Source organism: Chitinophaga silvatica (genome assembly GCF_003419895.1).
GTDB classification, from domain to species: Bacteria; Bacteroidota; Bacteroidia; order Chitinophagales; family Chitinophagaceae; genus Chitinophaga; species Chitinophaga silvatica.
The window spans coordinates 159,690-179,957 of the sequence record NZ_QPMM01000014.1; the positions used below are offsets into that span (position 1 = coordinate 159,690).

Annotated in this window: 13 protein-coding genes; all 13 read left to right on the forward strand. The window is 39.4% G+C overall.

The genetic code is table 11. From position 1 onward, the window contains the following. Window positions 1-2: 2 nt before the first annotated feature. The 13 genes from DVR12_RS24160 to DVR12_RS24220 all read left to right on the forward strand — a co-directional run bounded on the left by DVR12_RS24160 (window position 3) and on the right by DVR12_RS24220 (window position 20,177). A complete protein-coding gene (locus DVR12_RS24160) occupies window positions 3-302 on the forward strand; it encodes a PAAR domain-containing protein (RefSeq protein WP_116978381.1) in 300 nt (99 codons plus the stop codon). Window positions 303-315: 13 nt separating this feature from the next. Then, window positions 316-735, forward strand: a complete 420-nt coding sequence (locus DVR12_RS24165) for a GPW/gp25 family protein (RefSeq protein WP_116978382.1) — start codon at window positions 316-318, stop codon at window positions 733-735. Beyond that, window positions 722-3,943, forward strand: coding sequence for a baseplate J/gp47 family protein (locus tag DVR12_RS24170; protein WP_116978383.1), 3,222 nt, complete (start codon window positions 722-724; stop codon window positions 3,941-3,943). Before DVR12_RS24165 ends, DVR12_RS24170 begins: the two co-directional genes overlap by 14 nt. A gap of 24 nt (window positions 3,944-3,967) precedes the next feature. After that, window positions 3,968-5,038 (forward strand): tail fiber domain-containing protein, encoded by a 1,071-nt coding sequence (locus DVR12_RS24175; RefSeq protein ID WP_116978384.1) that lies wholly within the window; start codon window positions 3,968-3,970, stop codon window positions 5,036-5,038. Window positions 5,039-5,040: 2 nt separating this feature from the next. Further along, window positions 5,041-5,238, forward strand: coding sequence for a hypothetical protein (locus DVR12_RS24180; RefSeq protein ID WP_116978385.1), 198 nt, complete (start codon window positions 5,041-5,043; stop codon window positions 5,236-5,238). Continuing rightward, the gene (locus tag DVR12_RS24185) at window positions 5,235-8,069 is read left to right on the forward strand and encodes a hypothetical protein (protein ID WP_116978386.1); all 2,835 of its coding nucleotides are present in this window, start codon (window positions 5,235-5,237) and stop codon (window positions 8,067-8,069) included. Before DVR12_RS24180 ends, DVR12_RS24185 begins: the two co-directional genes overlap by 4 nt. A 2-nt stretch (window positions 8,070-8,071) precedes the next feature. Next, window positions 8,072-9,643, forward strand: coding sequence for a contractile injection system tape measure protein (locus DVR12_RS24190; protein ID WP_116978387.1), 1,572 nt, complete (start codon window positions 8,072-8,074; stop codon window positions 9,641-9,643). A gap of 26 nt (window positions 9,644-9,669) precedes the next feature. Then, window positions 9,670-11,925 carry a vWA domain-containing protein gene (locus tag DVR12_RS24195; protein ID WP_158563362.1) on the forward strand — a complete coding sequence of 752 codons (2,256 nt, stop codon included), beginning with the start codon at window positions 9,670-9,672 and terminating at the stop codon, window positions 11,923-11,925. Window positions 11,926-11,928: 3 nt separating this feature from the next. Further along, the gene (locus tag DVR12_RS24200) at window positions 11,929-15,924 is read left to right on the forward strand and encodes an eCIS core domain-containing protein (RefSeq protein WP_116978389.1); all 3,996 of its coding nucleotides are present in this window, start codon (window positions 11,929-11,931) and stop codon (window positions 15,922-15,924) included. 19 nt (window positions 15,925-15,943) lie between these two features. Continuing rightward, window positions 15,944-16,351, forward strand: coding sequence for a hypothetical protein (locus tag DVR12_RS27840; protein ID WP_199417193.1), 408 nt, complete (start codon window positions 15,944-15,946; stop codon window positions 16,349-16,351). A gap of 12 nt (window positions 16,352-16,363) precedes the next feature. After that, window positions 16,364-17,698, forward strand: coding sequence for an ATP-binding protein (locus tag DVR12_RS24210; protein WP_116978390.1), 1,335 nt, complete (start codon window positions 16,364-16,366; stop codon window positions 17,696-17,698). Between the two features lie 276 nt (window positions 17,699-17,974). Continuing rightward, on the forward strand, window positions 17,975-18,889 hold the full coding sequence (locus tag DVR12_RS24215) for a sterol desaturase family protein (RefSeq protein WP_116978391.1): 915 nt from the start codon (window positions 17,975-17,977) through the stop codon (window positions 18,887-18,889). 124 nt (window positions 18,890-19,013) lie between these two features. Further along, window positions 19,014-20,177 (forward strand): hypothetical protein, encoded by a 1,164-nt coding sequence (locus DVR12_RS24220; RefSeq protein ID WP_116978392.1) that lies wholly within the window; start codon window positions 19,014-19,016, stop codon window positions 20,175-20,177. The last annotated feature ends 91 nt before the right edge of the window (window positions 20,178-20,268 follow it).

Consider the following 20,268-nt stretch of genomic DNA (forward strand, 5'->3'; position numbering starts at 1 on the left):
AAATGGGATTACCAGCAGCTAGAATCAGTGATATGCATGTTTGCCCAATGGTTACACCAGGTACTCCATCCATTCCACACGTTGGAGGACCTTGTAGCGGACCAGGAGCCGCCAATGTGCTGATAGGTGGAATGCCTGCAGCTGTTATGGGAGATATCGCGGTTTGTGTTGGCCCACCGGATACAATTCTTCAAGGTTCAGCAACTGTACTGATTAATGGAAAACCAGCAGCAAGGATGGGAGATGCTACCGCACATGGTGGGCAAATTGTAGCAGGAGAATTTACAGTGCTGATTGGTTAAAAACTTAAATGAAATGAACACAGATCAGTCTTTTCTTGGTAAGGGATGGGGGTTTCCCCTTTCATTCAATACTTCTTCAGAGCTGCAAATGGCAAGTGAAGAAGTCGATATTCAACAAAGTATTCAAATCCTGCTAAGTACCAGGCAGGGAGAAAGAGTTATGCAACCAAATTATGGCTGTAACCTCGATGTTTTGTTGTTCGAACCGATTACCACCAGTTTGCTGGCTTATATCAAGGATATGATTCAAACCGCTATCCTGTATTATGAACCACGAATAGAACTGAATAATATAGATATATCGACTGCCGACTACCTAAATGGATTAATACTGATCTCACTGGATTATACGGTATTAATTACCAATTCTCGATATAACCTCGTTTATCCTTTTTATCTAAATGAAGGAAATGTAAATAATGGAAGATCTTAAATCAATATATCAGGCATTATTATACTCCGATGGAATCGGGCAATGGGATAGATTATTACCAGCGCTTGAGGAAACATATGTACAATTGGAAGACAGAGATCCAGACCAATTGCTTGGCTTCCTGTATGCTTTATCCAAAGAGGTAGCCTTTTATAACAGCCAGGGATTTAAGACAGGTGAATGGTCCGGGATGTTTAAAAGTCTCCTGTCGGGTATCTCCAGTCCTTCATTATTACCTTATGAAACCTTATTAAATGCCAGGGCTGAAAGCAAAGATGTTCCTGCTCATTTGGGATTGCTACTGGTATATTTATCTTTACTCAATAAACTCAAAAGTAACCTCAACGGAGTTCCCAGAGCTCATGCTGCCTGGTATTATAACGAACGTCTGAAATTTCCATCTAAAGCACTGGTTCCAGATAAAGTGCAGGTGGTGTTTGAGCTGAACAAGAATTTATCTCCGCAATTAATTACTGCAAATACACCCCTTGATGCCGGGAAGACGGAAGATGGGTTGGCATTAATTTATAATACGACAAGTGACCTGATTGTAAATCAGGGGCAGGTCACTTCTGCCTATGTGCTGTTTGTTGAAAGGGTTTTAGGTGGTAATAGATTCTGGAAAGCAGCATATGATCCAACTGCTATTACGAACAGCTTTCTTCCATTTGGGGGGCCACAAACTCCGCTGGCAGTAACAGACCGTGTAATGCAACCTGCCACCGCAGGATTAGCTGTTACTTCATCATTATTGGAATTGGGTGGGGGGCAAAGGACTATTACATTGAGTATTTTATCTTCTCCCTATTCTGGTACCGCTCCGAGCCTGACAGAATTAACAAATTTAGCAATTACACTGACTGGTGAAAAAGGATGGGTAAATCTGCATATAATACAAGCAACAATTGATACAGCATCTGGCAACAGAGCATTGTTAAAATTAGTCTTGTCGCTTTCTGAAGCAATACCTCCGATAATAGGACATCAACAAGCTATACATAAAACTTCTTTTCCTGATGGGGTGCCGGTACTTAGGATTATCTGTAATGAAAATACTGTAACACCTGATTTATTACTAAATTTTCGTATAGCCCAGGTAGATATACAAACGGTAGTCACTGGCTTAAAACAACTGGTTGTACAAAATGATGAAGGACTGCAAAGTGTAAATTCCCCATTCCAGGTATTTGGTTCCTGGCCGGTGATTGGCTCCAGGTTTTTTATTGGTAGTAAAGAATGTTTCGGGAAAAATATTAGTCAGGCTACCCTGCATTTTAAATGGCTGAACCCACCAGCTGATTTTAAACAATATTATGCAGGATATTCAGTCGTTAACTGGTACTCATTTGCGGAATACAGATGGGATGTAGACATGCTGTTGAACGGCACTTTCGACAATCATACGCTACAGCAGGGTGCATTGATGTTTGGTGGAGTAGGGAAGGATAGTGAAGCTAAAGTTGAATTATTACCAGCTCAATTACAAAAAATATTTGCTACCGTACCTACTATAGATGATGTTGAAGTTGCTGATTTATCATCGGGTTATGTTTCGGGCATTCCAAAAGGTTTTATAAGGCTTACCCTTGCTACACCGGAGTATGCCGATTTCAGTGCTTTTGGTCATAGCAACTATACAAAGGCTATTTCTGCAGTTACCCAGGCAATGATTCATAATCCTGCTGGAAATTACACAATGCCGCAGGTTCCTTATACTCCTGTATTGAAAGAAGTAGCCGTAGATTATACAGCTTCAGGTACTATTTTCCCAGGAAATGATGCAGTTTTGTATCATATTAGTCCATTTGGAATTGAAGAAATAAACGATACCAGTACTTTATTGTTACCCGACCTTTCTGCTAACGGGTATTTATATATCGGTTTAAATAAATTATTGCCACAACAACAAGTTAGTGTCTTGTTTCATGCTGCCGATAATGAAGTACCTCCAACTGGCGATGATCCGTTAGGATATTCAGATCCGGTGGTTAACTGGAGTTACCTGGCCGATGGTATCTGGCAGCGGCTGCGTAGTGATCAGCTGGTTTTGGATACAACCCAGGCTTTCAGGCAAACCGGAATAATTGCCTTGCAAACAGGTGCTGATGCTTCACTGACAGATCCGGCTATGCCACAGGATTTACTATGGTTAAGAGCAGAGTTACAGGAAGGCTTGTATCGTATACCACCGATAGATGGTATTTATGCCCAGGCTGTAGAAGCTGAACTGGATACTTCAATGATTGATCAATTTCCTGATGCGTTTGCTAATCATCTGGCTGCAGGACTGCCTCCTGATAGTATTCATCAAATGCCTACCGGCAACAGTGCAGTTAAGAAAGTGTTTCAACCTTATGTATCATATGGGGGCCGGGCAGCCGAATCTACAGATAGTTTTATAACACGGATGGCTGAACGCCTTCGGCATCGAAACCGTGCAGTACAGGGCTGGGATATAGAACGACTAATACTCGCTGCTTTCCCTGATATTGTTAAAATAAAATGCCTTGGTGCAAGTGATACACTTAATCCGGGTACCACAACAGCGATAATTATTCCCAGAGTCAATATTCATCAAACTTTAGCGAAGCGTTTACAACCTAAAGCTAATGGCTATGTTTTGGATAATATCGCCAATACATTAAGTAGTTACCTGCCAGCATTTGCCAATATTGAAGTCTATAATCCGGTATATGAAGAATTACTTGCAGATTTCAAAGTGAAGTTCATATCGGGATATGACCCTGCATACTTCCTCGACCAGTTGAATACAGATCTGATCAGGTATTTATCGCCCTGGGCTTTCGATGAATCTTCACGTCTGCATTTTGACGCCGCAATATACAGGTCAGAAATAATTTATTTCATAGAGAATCTGCCATATATCGATTTTGTCACTGACTTTAAACTCTTTCACTTAAACGCGATAGATAATGGCAAAAGTTCTATCGGGAAAATGAAAGTAGGGAAGGATTTCAGCGTTAGCCGAAAACCAATGCCCAATGTGGGAATCATGACAATTGGTGATACGTTTATTGTGGGTACCGATTGGGAAGTGGTAGTGCCTTCACAACCAACAGCGATTTTAGTGTCGGTACCCCGACATGCTATAACGGTGGTTGATACTTCCCGTTCCTGCAACAGTGTTCCTTTGCTTGGAATTGGGGCTATGACCATCAATCTGGACTTTATCATAACAAAAAGTTGAGGCAACTTCTAAATACAAATTATCATGGAAAAAAATCGGTCAGTATTAAAAGTTTTGTTTCGCGATGGCGCCAGGCCTAACGGAAATGATTTCTCGGATTTTATAGATTCATTTATACATCGCTCAGAAGATGGATTTTCCTTTACTGGTGGGCAAACTACTATAAATAATTTAACGCTGGGAGGCTTTGCTGGCGCGCCTCAGGATGGATCTATGCGTTTTAATGGTACTGCTGTGCAATATTACCTGGGAGGTACCTGGAAATCTATCGGTGCAGATAGTCAGGTATTTACCGGATTAGCGGCCCAACCTGCCGCAATTCAACCCGATGTAGCCTACAGAGGGAAAGTAGGAGTAAACATAGGCGCAACACCTGCTGCCCTGACAGATGATTTGGAAGTTGGCTTACTTGGTGCCACAAGCAAGTTACGTGTAGCCACTGCTGTTATAGGAAATAATGCAAATGGTACCAGTACCAGAGCATTCTTCTTTCATAACTCAGTCAGAAACCCTGCTGGTCCTAACACCGGAATTGTAGATAAAAACTTTGCAATTGCACAGGATAGCAATGGCACCGTTTCAATTAATTCAATAACCGGGCAACCAATCAACTTTTGTATAGACGGAAGTCCATTCGGACAAATGAAAAACGGTAAGATGTTGCTGGGAACAACTTCAGAATTAGTACCGTCTAGCCCTATTGGCGCGGGAGAAACGATTACACTACACGTTGTTGGGCATGGAATAAAATCCTCTGGTGGCGGGTCCTGGTTATTTACTTCAGACGCCCGTGCTAAAAGAGATATATCAGACTTTATTGATGGTCTTGAAAAAATAAAGGCATTGAAAACGGTTAATTACACTTATAACGGAAAAGGGGGAACAAGAGATGGAGAAGAGCAGATTGGAGTAATCGGACAGGAAGTTGAAAAAATAATGCCTTATATGATCAAAAGACTGGGTAATGAAGAAAATGAGATTTATCCGCAGGATATGATCGTAATGGATACAAGTCCCCTGCTGTTTGTTATGGTAAATGCGATTCAGGAATTAGATAGGAAAATTGAAACATTAACACAACTAAAATCAATATAACAATGTCTGAACATCTGCATCTGAAAATCAACCATGATGAGGCTTCTTTAATCCTTAATGCATTAAGCAATTTGCCTTACATCCAGGTACATCAGCTGATTCATAATATTCAGGCTCAATTAGGACCTCAATTGGCTTCCCAAACTGTTAAACCTGAAATGCAGCAAAATGGTAATCATACCAAATCTATGGTATCATGACTCAACCGGTTTCTCCTTTTGTTCAGTTATTAGCTGCTGATAAGAGTAATAGTCAGTATGATTCGTTGCTTAAAGAGGCAATGAAAAATATTATTGATATATCTTCCGGTCTTTGGACAGATCATAATGAACATGATCCTGGAATTACAATTCTGGAGGCTCTTTGTTATTCCCTTACCGAACAACTTCACCTTACAGGATTACCAATTGCAGATCAATTACAATTGTTACGTGGAACTAAGGCACAAAATGATTTCTTTGATCCTAAAGATGTACTATTTAATACACCTGTCACGTTACTGGATTGGAGAAAATGGTTAATAGACCAGGATACTATCTTAAATGCATGGATTACTACACAGAAAGAATCAACTCCTTCGATCTTCCTTCAAAATAACAGTTACAACTTCACAAGCGGTATCCAGCTTGTCCTGAAAGGTATCTATGAAGTACTGATTCAATGGGCCCCGGATAAGTTGCTGGGAGAACTGAATGGTAATATTTTATCCGTCAATCAAACCGTTAATCTACTCATCGGAGCTACAGCAACTTATTGGGCCGATATTATTTTCCCATTTACATGGGATACTACAGATCCCGACTTTATTGGCTTTAAAGGGAACATGACCCTTAATACAATCACAATTGTCAGCAGTGGATTGGAGCCTGATCCTACCAGTCAGGGTGTTTATTTCGCAGATCTGAAGATTAACTATACAGACCCTGTTACCTTAATGACCCGCGACATTATTGTAAGTATAATACTTAGGGTAAATACACCTATGCTCACAACTGAGGAACAGGATGCTGTTGTACTTGCGTATAAAAGTTATCTCACTTCCTTAAATGGGCCGGTATTCCAATACAATAAAATTATTAAACAATGCAATTTGCTTGCCTCTCAGACAATGCAGGCATTAATGAAGCAACGCAATCTGGCAGAGGATTTTGCTGCCTTGAATGCTGTAAATATTGTGGAAATAGGAGTACAATGTGATCTTGAAATTACTCCTGGTATTGATGTAGTTCCATTGTTGGCCGAAATATTTTTTGTACTGGATCTGTTTATTAGCCCGGTTATTTTGCAGGATGAACTGCCGGATAATGAGCAATGGAAAGCCTTCGAGGGGCCAATTTTAAAGAATGGCTATCTATCAGATTATAAACTACAACTCCCTCCGGGCAGGAGCATCTTTTTGTCGGATGTATTGCATGTAATGCTGGAAGGCATCCAACATCAGCGAAATACAAATATTATAGCATTATTTAACTTAAGCATTCAAAGCTTTATTAATAATAAACTGGCCGGTGAAAGTGAGGAAAACTGTTTACGCCTACCCGATGATTTTACGTGGCGACCCAGGTTGAATATTTTCAAATCAAATATAGTGATACGCCAACGGGGTGTTATCAAGTCGTATGATCCTGGTGCTGTTTATAATGCATACCAGACGTTGAAGAATACTGTGGTAACAACTACTCCGGTGTCAGTATTACCAGTACTTGTACCAACAGATGAACTGACATATAATAATTCCTATTATCCCATTCAATATGAAATGCCTGCATGCTATGAATTAAGACTAAAGGAACTTACTTCAACGAATGCACAGGCAAGAGGATATTTCTTTTTCTTTGAGCAATTATTGGCCAATTTTCAAACACAATGGCAAAGCGGTATGCAGCTGTTGTCAATCAATAATGCTGATACTGAAACACGTAATCCTGCTAACTTACGAAAACTATTACCGTTTTATGATAGTTATCTGAGCCCACTCTATGAAAATGCCTTGAAAACAGATAAGGACGATAACTATGCAAGAAGAGGAGAATTGCTTGACCATTTATTAGCTAGGATAGGAGAGGATTTCAGATATTACTCAATCTGGGATAATCTGACACCTATAGCAGCAAATACTGCAAAGTATAATTTTTTGCATGCAGCTCCTGGTCTTTCCTACAAGAGGTTTCAGGCTTTTAATTACACGCAGCCATCATGGAATACTACTAATACTGCTACCATCTTACAAAAGCTGGTGCATCTTTTTCAATTACCCGATAAGTTAGTAAAGCGTCGGTGGAAAAATTGGAATCCATTATTTGCTTTTTCAGGAGTATATCCTAAAATCCACTTTACCGCCAGCCAGGGTGTTAATCCCATGATGAAAAGTATTGACTATGCTTTTGATTATGAAGCACAGGATGGAACTTCCGATTTTTTGATTTGGGGAATTAATAAAGATAATTATCAGATCACTACCAGTGCCGGTGTTTATTCTTTTGTATTGATGGATGATAAGTCTCATATTCTTGCAACCTCCGTTAATACTTACCCTACTCCGGCGGCCGCAACAAATGCTGCAACATCTTTTGCTGCATATTTAAAGGCCAATTGGCTACCTACTGAAGGATTACACTTACTCGAACTGATTTTACTCCGCCCACAAACGTATGCTACACCGATGTTGCAGGACAAGTTTCTTAGTATTCCATTAATGCCTGATTTAACCATTGCAGAAGGGTTTGGTACAGATATGTATTCATCGCAATTATTGGTAGTACTTCCGGGGGCAGGCCCCAGGTTTGGTGATGACGCTTATCAGGAAGTAGCAACTGCTGTTATCAAAAAAGAATTGCCTGCATGGTTACAAATTCGAGTGGTATGGTTAAATATTGTTTTGATGTATGAATTTGAAAATGCTTTCGAGGCATGGACAAATGCTATCAGTAACCCGGCAATTTCGGAAGCTAATTTTAAACTGGCAAAAAGCGATATGATAGATTCAGTTAATAATATATTTAATTGGTTAAAGAACAGAGGTGAATATTAAATATGGCAAATCATCAGATCAATAGACAGACATTCGAACTATCACTTAGTGATGATGCAGCGTTTCATACTGTTGCTAATACAGTAGGGGAAACTATGCAACAAAAAGTTGTTCCTGCCCTGTCTGATATTTTTGATGATATTACTTTAATGGGTCAACATCTGATAATCGACAAACTGGAAATTGATTTAGGAGTTATTAAATTTGAAGACCTTTCTTCTATGTTAGCTGATAAACTTCTTCATGAACTAAAAGAACGATTGTCAGCTTTCAAGCAATATTCAAAAGAAACTTCATTCACGGATTTAATAGAACTACCTCAGGATATAGTATTGTGGCAACATTGGAGTCACTATTTAAAGAATGGAAGATCTGTTTGGAATGCAAAATATACAACATTAAACAGAGAACAATGGGAACAGAAATTGATCGACATCTATATAAATGGAAGTTCCCAAAATGAAATCTCAAAAATTGTAACAGATGTATTGAACCATCAGGTAGCAGTTTACAGGTTAGTCAATGTTTTTTCAGAAAAATTTATATACTGGTTACTCGAATTAAATGAAATTCTGACAATTGATGATAAAAGATTGTTAGATGTTTTCGTTGTGTTGGCAATACAGATAAACGAGCAGTCTACTTTACTACCTCAATTATATAAATTCTTATTGTATACAAAAGCGGCCAGGAATTCATATAATTATCGATTTTATGAAATGTTGAGGGTATACTATTTACATTTTCCAGAAAGTGAATGGACAACGAATATTTATCAATTGGTCAGGAATTTTGATGGTAAAAAGATTGAGACTCACTTTCCGCCCTGGATTGTACAATGGTTTTCCATAAAAAATCTGATTGCAAACTCCAGCCAAACAAATACATTTTATCAATTAAGTACTAAGGAACTAAATCAGGATATCCTACCTCAGCCAATGGATTTACCATTTGTTGTTGCTGAAATTTTTAAGAAAGAAAATGTTAAGAATGTAGAGTTGTTCCCACTGCAACAACTACAGGAAATAATCTCAGAGAATAATCAGGTTCAGAAAGATGGACCTACTGGTATATTCATCGGCGATGCAGGATTGGTAGTAGTTGCAGCTTTCTTACCTATGCTGTTTGAAAAATTGGAGCTTGTAATAGATGGAGAATTTGTGTCGTCTGTTGCACAGCAAACTGCTGCAAAGCTAATCGCTTATCTGGCAAATGGAGACGCTGAGAATGCTGACTGGCAAATGATTTTGCCGAAAATATTAGCTGGATTGGCACTTGAAGATATTATCTCAGCAGATATTTTTTTAACAGAAGAAGCAATGAAGGAAGGTGAGGAGATGTTATGGGCAGTTATTAAGTACTGGGAGGCCTTGGGCGATTCCAGTATTGAAGCGCTTAGAGAGGCTTTTCTAAAAAGAGACGGTAAACTTACGGATGAAAATAATGAATGGCATTTGCTAGTTCAGGGTACCGCCATTGATTTGTTGCTCGACCGGTTGCCCTGGAGTTTCAGTATGATTAAACACTCATGGATGAAGCAACTGCTTATTACAGAATGGCAGGGAGTTATTTAAATCAGCAAACCTCAAAACAATATATCATGATTAAAAACAGTCTACTGTTATTATTGCTGCTGACTGGACTATTTTCCGCCAAAGCTCAGGTAACAATCAGCCTGGCAGGTGCTCAGCAGCCATCTCCAGGTGAATTTATACTTAGAGTGGTAAAAGGAACTTCAACCCCCTTAGTATTTAGCCAAACAGGTGGTACTGCCGGGGCGGTAGAAGAATGGACATTAACACCAAATGGTTGTAATAATGCTCCTTGTCCGGATATCACTCCTGTACCGGGATCTCCTAATCAATTTACCGTAACCACAAATAAGTCTTATATCGCTGAATATAATGTGCATGTAGCGGTAGGTAACCCTCAGGATGCAGGTTTTAAGGAAGGAGATGCTACTTTACAACTAATTGTAAACAATGTTATAGATTATGCTTTTGTGCTGGACAAGTCGGGGAGTATGGGAACTATGCTTACAAAAGCCAATATGTCTCGATGGGCAGCACTAACAATTGGAGTTGGTCTAATGACCTCTAAACTAAATTATTTTGGATCAAATGTAGATAACGCCGGACTACGTTTTTTTGATACTCATAGTTCTACACCTGCAGATCCAAGCGGGCTTATACCGCTTAATGATCTCAATGTTTCTAAAATTACCAGCGTTGTAAATGCATCCGGGCCTGGAGGTAATACGGCTTTGGGAGAAGGAATGAAAGCAGGTAGCGATTTATTGTTAAATCCACCTGCTGTGAAAGGTCATACGAAAGTTATGTTTGTATTTTCTGATGGGGAACAAAACTCAGGTCAGTATGTTGATCCAACCGGTAGATTCTTAATTCCAAGTAACGTAAAATTGAGAGGAAACTATCCTACAACAGATTCGATATACACTTATGCAATAGGCTATGGTTCTGTAGGTAGCTATAAAGACCTGATGGCAGCTATTGGAGATAATGATCCCAATCGTTTCCTGATAGTTGACAACAATACCCAGGATGTTTCAGGTGGAATTGCGAATAGTCTGGATGCCATGGTGAATAAAATATTGGCTACATCTAGTCCACAGTTCGTAGGAATCAGAAATAGTGATTATGCTATCAGTGGAAGTAATTATACATTTAAAGAGGAGTTTGTTGTAAATAAAAAAGTAAGGAAAGTATTTATCTCGATGGTATCTCAACCTGCCAATGGTGATTCCGTGTTGGTACTTACTGCTAATGGAAAGAACATTTTACCATATGCTAAAAAAACTTATGGAAATGGCTATCGGACTTTCACTATTGACTTTCCGATACCCGGCCAGGATTCACTGCAACCTCAGGGTACCTGGGTGATTGCAGGTGGTATTTTTGTACCTCCTGTTATTGGTGTACGTGGTAATGATGGCCAGAATGTTAAACCTCGTTACTATATTTCGTTTACAGTTGATGATCATACAGTGCATATGGATTACTCTCTGGGAGGTAAATCCTTCCTCGTTGGTCAGACTGTTCGTCCGTCAGTCAAGATTTCCAAGAATGGTACGGTTATAACCAATGCTACTGTAAAGGCTGGCATCTTTGCGCCAGGTGTAGATATCGGAGATTTTATTGCCAGAGCAGGAGGTGCTTACACTGCCCCTCCAACTGGTGATCCGGGATCACCAGGATTAAACAAACTGGAAGAGCTCTTGAAAGATACAGCTATTGCTGCAAAATTGAAGTCAGTAGAAAATGAAATAAACCTGACGTTCGACCCCGCTACTGGAAGATATTCAGGTGATTTTAACCAGTTGAAGGTTTCAGGTGTTTACCAGGTATTGTATAGCATTGAAGCAGAGGATTCTACACTGGGCAGTATCCGCAGATTTGAGCAGGCAAGTATTATTGTGTCACATGGTGATATTGATATGTCGAATTCCGCTGTCTCCATCGTTCCAAATAATAGTGGTCAAACTGTCCTTACTTTCCGTCCTATATCCAATGATGGATATTTCTGGGGGCCCGGATATGCTGGTAGTATAGTGATTGATTACCCTGGAGCCAAAGTCGACAGCATTATTGATAAGGGAGATGGTACTTATGTAGCTTATATAAATGGCAAACTATCAGGTAGTGGCACTATCACCATAAATGGTATTAATGCGATTAAAGGCGACGCTGCTAAATTAGATTGTTATACCAATAATGTGAGCTTCTGGGCTAAGATAAAATGTTGGTTAATGTCTTTAGGCTTACCTGCATGGGCTATCTGGGTAGTGTTACTGGTATTGCTGATTTTATTATGGTTGATCTTTAAGAAGAAAAAATAGTATATGAAATCTGTGGATTCAAAATCTCCTTTTCAAACGCGGGTTCAGCAAAAAAGCAAGGACCAGCAGCCATTCTTTTCGAATGCCGGGAAAGGAGGTTTTGAACACCCCACATCTACTGCCGCCCCATTCTTTAATAATACAGCTCCCGTACAGGCAAAATTAAAAGTTCATCCGGCCGATGATGTTTACGAACGCGAAGCCGATGCAATGGCTGATAAAGTTGTGCAGGGCGAACAAATGGAAGCAGCAACAGGTGAGGAGAGTAATGGATTGCAAACATCCAGGAAAATCCAACGTCGGCGTGCTTTTGAAAGTCCAACTACTTTGGAGCAAAACCATGCATCATCTGCGGATGCTAACCTGCAACGTAGTGCCACCGGTGAAACGTCGGAAGCTCCTCCGAATATGGAATCACAACTGGCCGCGTCACATGGAAGTGGAAGCCCTATGGCGGAATCTACCCGCGATAAGATGGAAACTGCTATGGGACACGATTTTAGTGGGGTACGTATTCACACCGGCCCGGATGCTACTGCAATGAATAATGCGATCGATGCCCGTGCGTTTACTCATGGTAATGACATTTACTTTAATGAAGGCGAATACCAGCCAGCTACTACTAATGGAGATCATTTGCTGGCGCATGAATTAACGCATACAATTCAGCAGAATGATGGTGCAGCTCAAAAGAAAGCGATTCAGAGAGCTAATGTACCTTCTGCAGTTCAGGCTCCTGCTCCTGCTCCTGCCCCGGCTCCGGCTCCAGGCCCTTCAGGTACTGCAACCAGCGCTAAAGGTGGCCAGGCAGTAAATGTCGAAGGCGCAAAAAGAATCAAGTACCCGGATTATTCTATTATGTTAACAAAAGACAAGTTAACGGGGCTAATGATTTCTATACCTGAAGGAAAACTGCAACATATATCCAGATATAAGAATGCAAATCTTCAGTTTAAAGTTAAAGAAAAGAAAGAGGATAGTAGTGCTGCTCCCGGAACAGATGGCGCTGCTGGCGATAAAAAGGAAAAATCAAAACAAATCCCTAATTGGAAGACTAAAGTTAAAGATGCAGTTGATGGTTTAGTTGATACCAAAATAAAAAATTTTACCGCTAATAATGGTGTCTATTATCTGACGCTGAAAGGTGATAATACCTATGACATGATTGGTACGGCTGATGAATTAAAAGCGCAAATGTATATCCCTTTCTGGACTGAAGAAGGTAAGAGGAAGGTATTTCAGGTAGACCATATCGTTGAAAAGCAACTGGGAGGGGCTGATGATGATTCAAACTACGAACTGCTGGAGGATAAAGTGAATATGTCTTGCGGCCTTGCCTTCTTGATTGAAAGAAAGAGTAGGATGAATGATGCCATGGATGAATTCAAGAGTGTAAACGTAAATAGCCCTGGATTCTTTGCCGATTTACCGAATGAGTTAACCAGCGATTATACAGTTGAATTTAAATTGGTTGATCCTAAACCAGTAAGATCAGAAAAAAGAAGCAAAGGCAGTAGTTGGAGTGTCGAGCAAATTATGCAAGGCCGTCATCTGGAGGGAGTGGTTGAAATGAGCGATGAAAAGAAAAAGAATTCAGCTGGTAAAGCCGATGTCGCAACAATTTATGTAAGCGCCAGATTAGGGATTCCAAAATCATTAAAGTATACTGATGTTGGTAATAAAATATCCAATTTTTACCTGGGCCTTGATTATGAATCATCAACCTTAAAAGATTTTCAAGGGCTGGAAGGAAATGCATCAATTACTTTCAAATTAAATAAAGATATAGGTAAAAGAGTGGCAGATACCACCCTTACATTTGATCTGATTAAATTGCCAAATCGATCAAATACTTATTATATAAAAACCAAACAGACTTTCAACCGCACAATGTTTAAAGGTCTGAGTCCTGTTACTATAGATGATTTTTATTTGGATGAAGTAGAAGGTTTGGTGGTAAAAGGATCTATACACCCTGATATTGATCTGCTTAAAGGTGCTGAAATAGAATTTATGATCAGTAGTGGAGATCTTAAATTCACTGTAGTGATACCGATGGATATCATCACTAAAAATTTCCCTAAACTGTTTAATGTCACCAGCGCTTTCTTAATTATCAGCTATTCTACAAAGAAAGATCAGATTGATCTGACTGGTGTAATTCGCTTTAATGTCGATAAACTGGGTGAAGGTGAAATTACTGCTGGTACGGATGGTAAAGCATTTAAACTCACAGGTAAGTTTATTTTCGATAAATCGAAATTTGATGGGGAACTCAGAGTTGGCTACCATAGCGAAAAAGGATGGTCGTTTGGTGGTACTGCCAGAATTGGCGCCAATAAAATTAAAGGGGTAAAAGATGCTACCATCAGCTTCGACTATGAAGACGGTGTAATTGTAGTAACAGGAACGGCTAATCTAACGGTGCCTGGACTCAAAACCCTGAAAATAAATGCTCGGATAGATAAAGACGGAGATTTTGTTGTAACGGCTGAAGCTACACTGGGTGAAGTAACCGGCCTTAAAGGTGGAAGTGTTACTATTACTATTGCTTCCAAGAAGGGAGAAGATATGACCTTCTCCGTTAAAGGTACCGCTACTCCTGATTTCCCTGGAGTACCTGGATTAAGTTCTACTGTTACATTCTCCTATGATAAAGGCATCCTGGATGTAAGGGCTGTTGTAGATTATAATAAAGGACGTTTCATCGGTAAGCTGGAACTGGGTGTTACAAACAGGGGTGTGGATGAAAAAGGTCAACTCACTGGCGATCCGCAGGAAGGAAAAGTCCTGGTATTCGGTTATGGTGAACTTACTGTAGAAATCTTCAAAGGAATAAATGGAACCATCAAGGCCCGATTTACTCCTGATAAAAAACTCCTGGTAGCTGGCGAAATAGCCGTTAACAATATCAAACCATTTGGAGAAGGAGTCAACTTCCACCATAAACTCTTCGATTTCCCAAGTATCAAAATCCCATTAGTAGGAATTCCTGGGGTAAGCATCTTCTTCGAAATAAGCGGTGGTGCACACTTCAATTTCAACTGGGAGCCACTTGTTTTACAGGAATTAACAATAGGGTTCAGGGAAATTGATATTAATGAAATTGATAGCGCCCAGGTTGATATTAAAGGCAAAGTGGCTTCTAAGGCTGTTGCAGAAGCCTATATGGAAATTAAAGCCTCCCTCGGTGCTCAGGTATTGGTTGCTACTATTAAAGGCTCCCTGGGTGGGCAAGCAGGAATTGGTATTGAAGGAGAAGTGGGAGGAGAGCTTGCTGCAACCTGGAACCATGAAAAGGGTATACAATTGAAAGAATTACTTGCCTATATAACAGTTAATCCAAAAGCTATTTTCAGGTTAACCGGTAGTGTAAGTGTAGACCTCGATCTCTGGATTACAACAATTAACTTATACTATAAAGAATGGGTGCTCGCAGAAGGAGCGGCCGACTTAAGTGGTCTTAGCCTGAAAGTAGGTGTACCTATTAAGTTCGATGAAAATGGAAATCTCATTAAGCCGGACGACTTCAGTAAATTAAATGTTGAGCAACCTAATTTCTCTGGTGAACAAGGTAGGGCGGCTCTGGATGGTGGTATTAATGGTGAGGCACAAAAAGAAAGGAAGATGGCCAAGGATAAGTTAAGAGCAGATATTGCAAGAGATATGCAGGGATCTGTTAATGATGAAGAATTCTCTCCTACTGAATATGAAAAGAAACTTCAGAAAAAATATGCAGAAGATCCGGAAATGCAAGCATTTATTAGCGATGCAGTTACAGAAGAAGTTAAAATTCAGGAGTATAAAGAATTTGATGCAATGAAAGATGAGCTACGTAAGTCAGAAGACCCATTAGATAAAAAATTAGCCAGAGTATTAACCTTCCAGTTCTTCAGACATCAGGTGAGTGCCAGTGATATTGAAGGTTTCAAAAATGAATTGTACAACCTGGAACAACAAAAGAAAGGTGCAGCCGCTGCTCCTCAACCTAATACTTGATCTTCAAAAATACAGGAATATGAGAACAAGAAGTATTCGTAAAAAGAAACGCCCTGTTGTTCAGAAGAAAGGCCCATTCTTCGATAAGGGAGCTAAAGATTCTCCATTCTTCGGTAATGGAATTCAAAGGGCCGAAGATAAAAAAGAAGAAAAACCTGTTCAAAAGGCAGATAAGAAAGAAGAGGAAAAGCCAGTTCAGAAAGCAGATAAAAAAGAAGAAGAAAAGCCAGTTCAGAAGGCAGATAAGAAGGAGGAAGAAAAACCGGTTCAAAAAGCTGATAAAAAAGAGGAAGAGAAACCTGTACAGAAAGCAGATAAGAAGGAAGAGGAAAAACCTGTACAGAAAAGTCCGAAGTCCAATGATAAAAACACACCTGGGCGCCCAAATACTGATGGCCTTTCAAAGAAGCCGGGGTCTCATGGCTAAAAAACTATATTTATGGAAATGCAGGAAAGTAACTGGGAGTATTATTTTCAGATTCTATCAGACTTAATCCGTAAGCGGATCACTAATACTTTAGCCCAGGAAAGGAATACTACACCAATATTAATTTTATCACCATTGGATAAGGCTACCGGTCCGTTAGCCAGGTTTGTAAAAAAATATGAACTTAGCCTCACAGACCATTATTGGTTGCTGATTGCTTTATGTCCTCATATTCGCCCCGGTTTTTTTGATGAGGTAATACAGGATGCTTTAGGACAACCGGCAGATTTTCCACCAATTGGAGGTATGAGAGGCCGACAATTCAGAGGTTTTCTTCCAACAGCAGAAACAGCATTATTTTTGTTGACAGGTGAAAATTGGATGGAGCGCCATTTGTTATTCCACCGCACTTTCCATCCTGATCATTTCTTTGCAGAAAGAAGAGTGTTGATACTGGAGAACCCACCAGATGGAGAGCCAATGATTAGTGGCAAGCTAATATTAAATCAATCTTTTGTTACTTACTTTACAACTGGAAGGGAACACCTTCCTTTATATAGTTCACAGTTTCCGGCAAGAGAACTAAAAACTAAGCTTTCCTGGAAAGATGTTGTTCTTAATCCTCAAACCGATCATCAGTTGTCTGAACTCCGTGCCTGGTATCAGCATAATAAAACGTTGTCTGGGAAATTTGGTATGGGAAGTAGAATAAATCCGGGTTACAGGGCATTGTTTTATGGCCCTCCTGGCACCGGAAAAACTGTATCTACCGCTATTCTGGGCAAGGAATTCAAGAAAACTGTTTTCAGAATTGATCTATCCAATCTGGTTTCTAAATATATAGGGGAAACAGAAAAGAATCTGAATACCTTGTTTGAAGAAGCACACCATAGAAACTGGATTCTGTTTTTTGATGAAGCAGATGCGCTTTTTGGTAAGAGAACTCAGGTAAAAGATGCACATGACAGGTATGCCAACCAGGAAGTATCCTATTTAATGCAACGTATCGAAACTTTTGATGGCCTGATTATTCTTGCCAGTAATCTAAAAGGAAATATGGATGACGCCTTTGTACGTAGGTTCCAATCGGTTATACATTTCCCTTATCCTACTCCTGAAGAGCAACTGAGAATCTGGCAAAAAGCATTCCCAAGTAAATTGCCACCGGGGCCTGGTATCGATTTGCAGTTTATAGCCCAGCGATATAAATTGTCAGGAGCTAATATTGTAAATATAGCCCATTATTGCTGCCTGACTGCCATGGCTCAAAACGAACAGCATGTTAATGCTCCGTTACTGGAGAAAGGTATTTTAAGAGAATTGTCCAAAGAGGGAAAAGCCTATTAATCATTAAAATTTCCTTAAAAGAATGCGCATTGGTGACCATAAATAATAAAAAGCAATCAAGTGTGTTGCTACTTCCTAACAATTAATGTAATTTCGGCCCAACTTTAGAGACCCAGGCTATTTTTAGCCTGATAACGCCATGCTTCAGCATTTACACGATAAATTTATCATAATTCCGTTTGTGCTTTAGCCAGTCACTCTTCTGTGTGCGGAATTTTCCGTACGTCATGTATTGTATGAAAAATAAGAGCCAATTGCTCGGGAAATGCGTTGCCTATGATAACAGAAAAACATTTAAGTTCTGCTATTTTTTATCTTTTTGGGATGATCATTGTGCTTAGTTTGCTTGAATCCTGGTTCAGTTACCGGCACAATAAAAAGCTATACGAAACAAAGGATACAATTACCACTGTATACCTGATGGGGGTAAACTTTCTGGTAAACCTGGTAATGAAAACAGGAACATTTTTGTTTCTGGATTATTGTTATCAGAATTATAGCATGGTAAGTATTACCAATGTTTACTGGTATTGGATTGTATTGATTATCCTCCAGGATTTTCTTTATTGGTTATTACATACCACTGGCCATTTCGTTAGGGTATTTTGGGCAGTTCATGTTACTCACCACTCATCTGAGAAGTTTAATCTGACTACGGGTTTCCGTTCCAGTGTGTTTGAACCGCTTTATCGCCTATTTTTCTTTGTGCCATTGGCCTTACTGGGATTTAGTGCTATCGACATACTTTTTGCTTACTATGTTACCCAGATTTATGGAAATCTGGTACATACCCAGACAATTGGCAAATTACATCCGATTATCGAGTACATTTTTGTAACACCTTCTCATCACAGAGTACATCATGCCAGCAATGCAAGGTATCTCGATAAAAATATGGGAATGCTGTTTATAATATGGGATCGACTTTTCGGTACCTTCCAGGAAGAATTACCAGAAGATAAAATTAAATACGGACTCGTTAAAGAAGTAGAAGACCAGGGCCCGGTTAATATTATTTTCCACGAATTCATTGCTTTAGGTCAGGATATGAAAAAAACCGATTCCTGGTTCGATAAAATTAAGTATCTGATCAACCCTCCTGGTTGGAGCCATGATGGTAATTCATTGACAAGCAAAGATATTCAAAGGCAATTGTTGGAGGAAGAAAGTACAGCCTACGCGAAGCAGTAGAATTAACAATATTTCTATTTAAAAAAGGTATTTTAAAGTAAATTAATTACTTTAAAATACCTTTTTTATTTGTACCCGAATCTGAATTTTTTGTACCCAATTATTAATCGCACAAACCTATATCATGAAGTCTATTCTAACCTTATTCATACTTTTATTATTTGCTGCTGCCGGCAATTCACAAACAAACTTTGTTAAGGATACCGGTTATGTCGGAATCGGTACTATTAGTCCTGGCAGTAGATTGCATATAGTTGATAATACCAGAAGTTACTATGTCAATCGTGGAATTCCCGGGTATACCAGAGACGGAGATGGACTCGACTATATTCTGCTCCATGAAATATATGATGGCATCAATCTTACTACCGAACATTTTGTAATGGGATTAATAACTGGTATCAGGGGGGGAGCCGGTGCTTACAATCGTAAACTTACTCTACAGGTCAATACTGCAAGTGCCTATAACTCTACCAGTGGATCATTGCTTACTTATAATGAGATCTCCAGGTTAGTAACATTAGTCTATAATAGTAAGAAATATTTAGCTGTTCAGATTTCAAGACAAGCAACCTTATTCTATTTTTCTTTTACAGGATATGCTACCAATGCAGCATTGCAATTGGTAAGAGATAATACTGTAACAGATGTGGTAGAATTTAAACCTACAGACCCGATTGGAATAATGGGGGATCTGAGTCTTGGTACTTACAGTAGAAACCTGGCGAAACTGGAAATCGGAAATGGTCCGGTATGGACTACAAACAACTGGAATAAAGCAATTAGATTATCGTATGATGGGGCCATCGAGTTTCCCGGCACTACAAAAACCTTCGGAATGGGAACAAAAGAATCCAGCTTTTATTTCTTCTCCGGGAATACCGATGGTACTGGTGCTGCTGATTACTATATGGTGGCCGATGGAACCAGCGGCAATGTAGCAATTGGAGGCAGACCTGTATCTAATTATAAGTTGGTTGTTGATGGTTCTCTGGGGGCAAGAAAAGTTAAAATACAACAAGGTACCTGGTCGGATTATGTATTTCATGAAAATTACAAATTACTTTCTTTACCGGAAACTGAAGAATTTATCAAGTCAAACAAACATTTACCTGATGTTCCCTCAGAAGCGGAAGTAAAAAGGGAGGGAGTAGATGTAGGTGAAATGAATAAAATTTTGTTGCAAAAAATTGAAGAACTGACCTTACATATTATTAAGCTTAATAAAGATTTATCTATCTTAAATGTCAAGGTAGCAACGTTGCAAGAGCAGCTTGAAAAGAAATAGGTGAACTAATATATTAAATGTAAAAGCGTCTGTATACTTATACAGGCGCTTTTTACATTTCTAGTCTCAAATATTATTCAACTCCTTTGGG

Bases quoted from the DNA above. Each gene is read 5' to 3' on its own strand.
- DVR12_RS24195 (WP_158563362.1), top strand. From the start codon at position 9,670: ATGATTAAAAACAGTCTACTGTTATTATTGCTGCTGACTGGACTATTT.
- DVR12_RS24200 (WP_116978389.1), top strand. From the start codon at position 11,929: ATGAAATCTGTGGATTCAAAATCTCCTTTTCAAACGCGGGTTCAGCAA.
- DVR12_RS24175 (WP_116978384.1), top strand. From the start codon at position 3,968: ATGGAAAAAAATCGGTCAGTATTAAAAGTTTTGTTTCGCGATGGCGCC.
- DVR12_RS24185 (WP_116978386.1), top strand. From the start codon at position 5,235: ATGACTCAACCGGTTTCTCCTTTTGTTCAGTTATTAGCTGCTGATAAG.
- DVR12_RS24220 (WP_116978392.1), top strand. From the start codon at position 19,014: ATGAAGTCTATTCTAACCTTATTCATACTTTTATTATTTGCTGCTGCC.
- DVR12_RS24170 (WP_116978383.1), top strand. From the start codon at position 722: ATGGAAGATCTTAAATCAATATATCAGGCATTATTATACTCCGATGGA.
- DVR12_RS24165 (WP_116978382.1), top strand. From the start codon at position 316: ATGAACACAGATCAGTCTTTTCTTGGTAAGGGATGGGGGTTTCCCCTT.
- DVR12_RS24160 (WP_116978381.1), top strand. From the start codon at position 3: ATGGGATTACCAGCAGCTAGAATCAGTGATATGCATGTTTGCCCAATG.
- DVR12_RS24215 (WP_116978391.1), top strand. From the start codon at position 17,975: ATGATAACAGAAAAACATTTAAGTTCTGCTATTTTTTATCTTTTTGGG.
- DVR12_RS24210 (WP_116978390.1), top strand. From the start codon at position 16,364: ATGGAAATGCAGGAAAGTAACTGGGAGTATTATTTTCAGATTCTATCA.
- DVR12_RS24190 (WP_116978387.1), top strand. From the start codon at position 8,072: ATGGCAAATCATCAGATCAATAGACAGACATTCGAACTATCACTTAGT.
- DVR12_RS24180 (WP_116978385.1), top strand. From the start codon at position 5,041: ATGTCTGAACATCTGCATCTGAAAATCAACCATGATGAGGCTTCTTTA.
- DVR12_RS27840 (WP_199417193.1), top strand. From the start codon at position 15,944: ATGAGAACAAGAAGTATTCGTAAAAAGAAACGCCCTGTTGTTCAGAAG.